The organism is Siphonobacter sp. (genome assembly GCF_048595215.1).
Taxonomy (GTDB): Bacteria; Bacteroidota; Bacteroidia; order Cytophagales; family Spirosomataceae; genus Siphonobacter.
The window spans coordinates 1-4694 of record NZ_JBMDWJ010000091.1 but is presented as its reverse complement, the minus strand read 5'-3'; the positions used below and the strand labels follow the sequence as shown (position 1 = coordinate 4694).

3 protein-coding genes and 1 pseudogene are annotated in these 4694 nt (G+C 47.7%); 1 reads left to right on the top strand and 3 read right to left on the bottom strand.

Going from position 1 to position 4694, the window contains the following annotated elements:
- Positions 1 to 1281, bottom strand: a pseudogene (locus ACOJTG_RS05080) (ABC transporter ATP-binding protein); the annotation flags it as partial.
- 148 nt (positions 1282 to 1429) lie between these two features.
- On the opposite strand from ACOJTG_RS05080, the gene ACOJTG_RS05075 reads away from it, so the two are divergent.
- Positions 1430 to 2686 carry a cation:proton antiporter gene (locus ACOJTG_RS05075; protein WP_420152819.1) on the top strand — a complete coding sequence of 419 codons (1257 nt, stop codon included), beginning with the start codon at positions 1430 to 1432 and terminating at the stop codon, positions 2684 to 2686.
- A 59-nt stretch (positions 2687 to 2745) separates the two neighbouring features.
- Here ACOJTG_RS05075 and rhaT read toward each other — a convergent pair whose 3' ends face one another.
- A complete protein-coding gene (rhaT, locus tag ACOJTG_RS05070) occupies positions 2746 to 3804 on the bottom strand; it encodes an L-rhamnose/proton symporter RhaT (RefSeq protein WP_094809207.1) in 1059 nt (352 codons plus the stop codon).
- A 398-nt stretch (positions 3805 to 4202) separates the two neighbouring features.
- On the bottom strand, positions 4203 to 4694 hold a 492-nt coding region (locus ACOJTG_RS05065; RefSeq protein ID WP_420152818.1), incomplete at its 5' end, for a thiolase family protein.

Genomic DNA, 4694 nt, shown 5'->3' with positions numbered 1-4694 from the left:
CTGAAATACCACCCCGATCCGGATTCGTAACCAGCCCAGTTCGTATTTTTTTAGATCAAAATCTTAAATAATAATTTGACCTTTCTGAATCTCTTAAAAACGACTCAGGAGGTTGATGGTCGATGATTTTCCCGCTCCGGTAGCTCCGACCAAAGCGATGGTTTTTCCGGCGTCAACCGTAAAGGCAATGTTTTTCAGAACGTATTCCGGATCATTATAGGCAAACCAGACATTCCGAAACTCTACTTTTCCGTGTAGTTCGGCTGGCGTATACGTTCCTTCATTCTGAGTATATTCCTCTGAATCCAGCAACTTTAAAATACGGTCAGTACTAACGACACCCATTTGCAGGGTATTGAAGCGGTCCGCCAGCATCCGAATGGGTCGGAAAAATAGGTTAATGAACATGATGAAGGCGGTGATGGTACCGTAGCTGGTTTGCAGGCCGATAACCTCCTTCGCTCCGTACCAGACAATCATCCCCGTAGCCATGGCCGCAATCACCTCAGCTACCGGATAATAGATCGAATAGTACAGAATAGACTTGACGTTCGCATTACGGTGCTCCTGATTGAGCGTCTCAAACTTCTTCTGTTCAATCGGTTCCGCACTGAAAATCTGAACGATATTCATGCCCGTAATGTGCTCCTGAACAAAGGAGTTCAGGTTAGCCACCGCCGTCCGTACTTCAGTAAACGACTTCTTGACTTTCTCCTTGAAGATGTACGTGGAAATCAACATCAGCGGAACCGTACTCAGGCTGATCAGCGAAAGCCGCCAATCCGCGTACACCATTACCCCAATGATTAATAGGAGTTGCAGAATATCTCCGGCAATGCTGGCCAGACCTTCAGAAAAGACATCCGCTAGTGTTTCTACATCCGAAATGGTACGGGTAACTAATCGGCCAATGGGTGTATCGTCGAAGAATTTTAACCGTAAGTACAGAATTTTTTCGTAGAGTTGAACCCGAATGTCCCGAATGATGGTTTGCCCCAGCCAACCCGACAGATAACTACTGGCAAACTGCGTCAGGCCCTGTACAATCAGCAAACCAACCATTGCGATGAGCATGGTAGTCAGGCCCTGATAATCACTGGTGGTGATGTGATGGTCAATAGTATAACGGATCAGTAAGGGGGTCAGGGGAGCTAATACGGCTCCCAGCAGAATCAGTACCACCAAACTGATAAACTGTAGGTTGTAAGGTTTGATAAACTGAAATAATCGCTGAATAATTTTCCAGTCTACGATCTTACCACTAACTTTTTCTTCGGCCACGTGAGGAAAAGATTATTATTTCTAAAATGGGTATGCAATCCCTGAGCGAAGGTAACGATTTCCCCGTGATTGATACGGGGTTTCACCGGAGCCTCTCTGCCGCCGCAGTAGTAGATAGGCTGTCCACCGAGCGGTATGCAGGGATACAATGCGATTATCCGTACAAAAGTTTCAACGAATGAACTCCAACTGGATTTTGATTATCAGCAGCAGTCTGATTCTGGTTTCTTACCTGTTTAACTTCATTACTAAGAAAACGAACATTCCTTCCGTTTTACTACTGATTAGTTTGGGCGTAGGGTTACGGCTTTTCGCCGATAGCCGGGGTTTTTACGTGGGCCGGGTCAATGATACGCTGCCCGTTTTGGGTACGGTTGGACTCATTCTGATTGTACTGGAAGGAGCCATGGAGCTAGAGTTGGATCGCAAAAAGAGTAAGCTGATATGGCAATCCTTACTGGCGGCTTTAGGCATTTTGCTGGCTACGGCTTTCACGATGGCGACGCCACTGGCCATTGCGTACGGCGATTTTCACCGTGGACTGCTGAATGCGGTACCGCTGGCGGTTATCAGTAGTGCGATTGCCATTCCCAGTGTAGCCAACCTGACGGACCCCCGCAAAAAGGAATTCATTACCTACGAAAGTTCGTTCTCCGACATTCTGGGCATCATGCTCTTCAATTTTGTATTGATGAATGACGAACTGACCATGGCATCGATGCTGCATTTCATCGTGGAGGTCATTGGTATTCTGCTGATGTCGCTGCTAGGGTGTATCGTACTGGTGTATTTGATGAGCCGGATTACGCAGCACGTCAAGTTTTTCCTCATCATTGCTCTACTCATTCTGGTATACTCGCTGGCCAAGCTCTTTCACTTATCGCCGCTGCTGCTGATTTTGGCGTTTGGACTGATGATGAACAATATCAATCTGGTCATTCCTAACTTTTTACGTCAATACCTGATTCACGATAAACTGGACGAAGAATTACCCGTATTCAAATCCATTACTGCCGAAAGTGCCTTCCTAATTCGTACCTATTTCTTTGTACTGTTTGGTTTTTCGATTGATCTACAATCGCTAACGAACCCTAAAGTCTGGCTCATTGGTACCATCATGGTGACGACGCTGTACGCCATGCGGGCCATGTATCTGAAGTGGATTTTAAATATTCCCTTATTACCAGAATTGTTCATTGCTCCCCGGGGACTGATTACGATCCTGATCTTTTTCGGAATACCAGCCACCATGGTTTTACCGGATTTCAGCGGTGTACTATTGTTCACGATCATCGGTACAAATGTCATCATGTCGGCAGGCCTGATTTACTACGGACGACAAACCGGAAAAGTGATTGCGGCTCCGGAGCTGTCCGATACTTCGGATTTGCCAGCGGGGAGCTAACAACGAAAAGCCCCTTCCGAATGGGTTCGGAAGGGGCTTTTCGTTAAAGAAAAATGCCTTTATTCACTCAGATAATTGCCGTAACCAACCACCATAACCGACAGGATAATAGTCGCGATCCCAGTCAGAATCGTACGATACGTAGCGGGCTGTACGCCTTTCCATTCTTTCAGGTACAGACCCCAGAGATTGGAAATGATGATGATACTGGCCGTGTGCAAAATCCAGGAGCTGGCTCCATTGCCCAATTTGCTTTCACCCATGCCGTAGAAGAAAAACTGAAGGAACCAGGTAGTACCGGCAATAGCCGAAAACACGTAGTTATTCAGCAGTGGCGTTTTGGAATCGGTATAGTTACCAAAGGTTTTATTCCGGAAATTCAGTAGTAAGGACCAGAGCAGGTTCGTGGTTAAACCGCCCCAGAGGACGACGACGAAAATGACATTATTCTGAAATAGCGGATTGCAGCCCGCCGTGATCGCTTTCAAAGCCATCGGCTTTCCGGCTTCGATACCGAAGTTGAAACAGGCACTCAGAATACCGGAGAACGTAGCTACAATCAGACCCGTCCAGAGGTTGAATTCCTGTACACTGGCTTTTTTCTCTTCTTCGGAAAGATCGGCTTCTTTCATAACACCCGCCCTTCCGCAAATCACAATGCCAATGATACAGATGAGTACGCCCAGGAGTACTACTTTTCCGCCCGTGGAATTAATCATCTGCGTAATCGTTCCTTCGGTTTCCTGGGTAAAGAAATCGCGGTAAATCGGGGGAATCAATGCACCGAAGGCTGAGCAAAAGCCCAGTACAACTGACTGACCAAGGGAGAGGCCCAGGTAACGTACGGACAACCCAAACGTAAGGCCACCGATGCCCCACAACAGTCCCATCACGTAGGTCCAGAACAGCGTATCGCTATCGGTTTGCCGAATGATGGCCATGAAATCAGGAATCGTAAGCCAGGCGGCCACGTAAGGAGCAATTAACCAGGAGAATAGACCACCGATGATCCAGTAACTTTCCCAGGCCCACTCTTTTACACGTTTGAAAGGAATATAGAAACTGCCGGAAGCGAACCCACCAATGAAGTGGAAAATGACACCAAAGAGAGCCTGCATAAAGAAAGAGTAGAGGTATTCGTAATTCCCAAAGCTAGGGAAGTTCGGGGATTTTAACCATCCCGTACTGTCGGGGGAATAGGCTTTTTCGGGTTTCTGCTTGAAATATTTGAATACTTTTTCTGTCAATAAAATGAATCAGAGCGTCGTATGAAAATGCCACGGATCAGTAATCCATGGCATTTCGACGAACCTTCAACCTTTTTCTATACTACACGCAAAACGTGTGTTCATGTGTAGCACACGAACTGGGTATACAACGCAGGCCGTTTGTAAGCGGGTATGAATCAGGGAAAAAGATGCGATGGAATGCCGGACAAGTACGATCAAAAACCTTAAAAAATAGAAACCCCGTCCGAGTACCTGGGACGGGGTTTTAGGCTTGATGAAGAGAAGCCTTAATTTAAAAACTCGTAGATACCGGCTACGCCCTGACCGCCGCCAACGCAGGCCGTGACCATGCCGTATTTTTGCTGCCGCCGACGCATTTCGTGGAGCAATTGCACCGATAAACGGGCTCCGGTAGATCCCAAAGCGTGACCTAAGGCAATGGCTCCACCGTTGGGATTGACCAGCTCGGGATTGATCCCCAGCTCCTGAATCACCGCCAGCGACTGGGCCGCGAAAGCTTCATTCAGTTCCACCTGCTCAATATCGTCCAGTTTCAAACCGGCTTGTTTCAGAGCTTTAGGAATAGCAGCTACGGGACCAATGCCCATAATTCGGGGTTCGACGCCCGCTGTAGCGTAGCTCATCATCCGGGCAATGGGTTGCAGGCCCAGTTCGTTCACCAGCCGCTCGGACATGACAACAACAAACGCTGCTCCATCGGAGGTTTGCGAAGAATTGCCCGCTGTAACGCTACCATTGGCCGCAAAGACGGGTTTCAG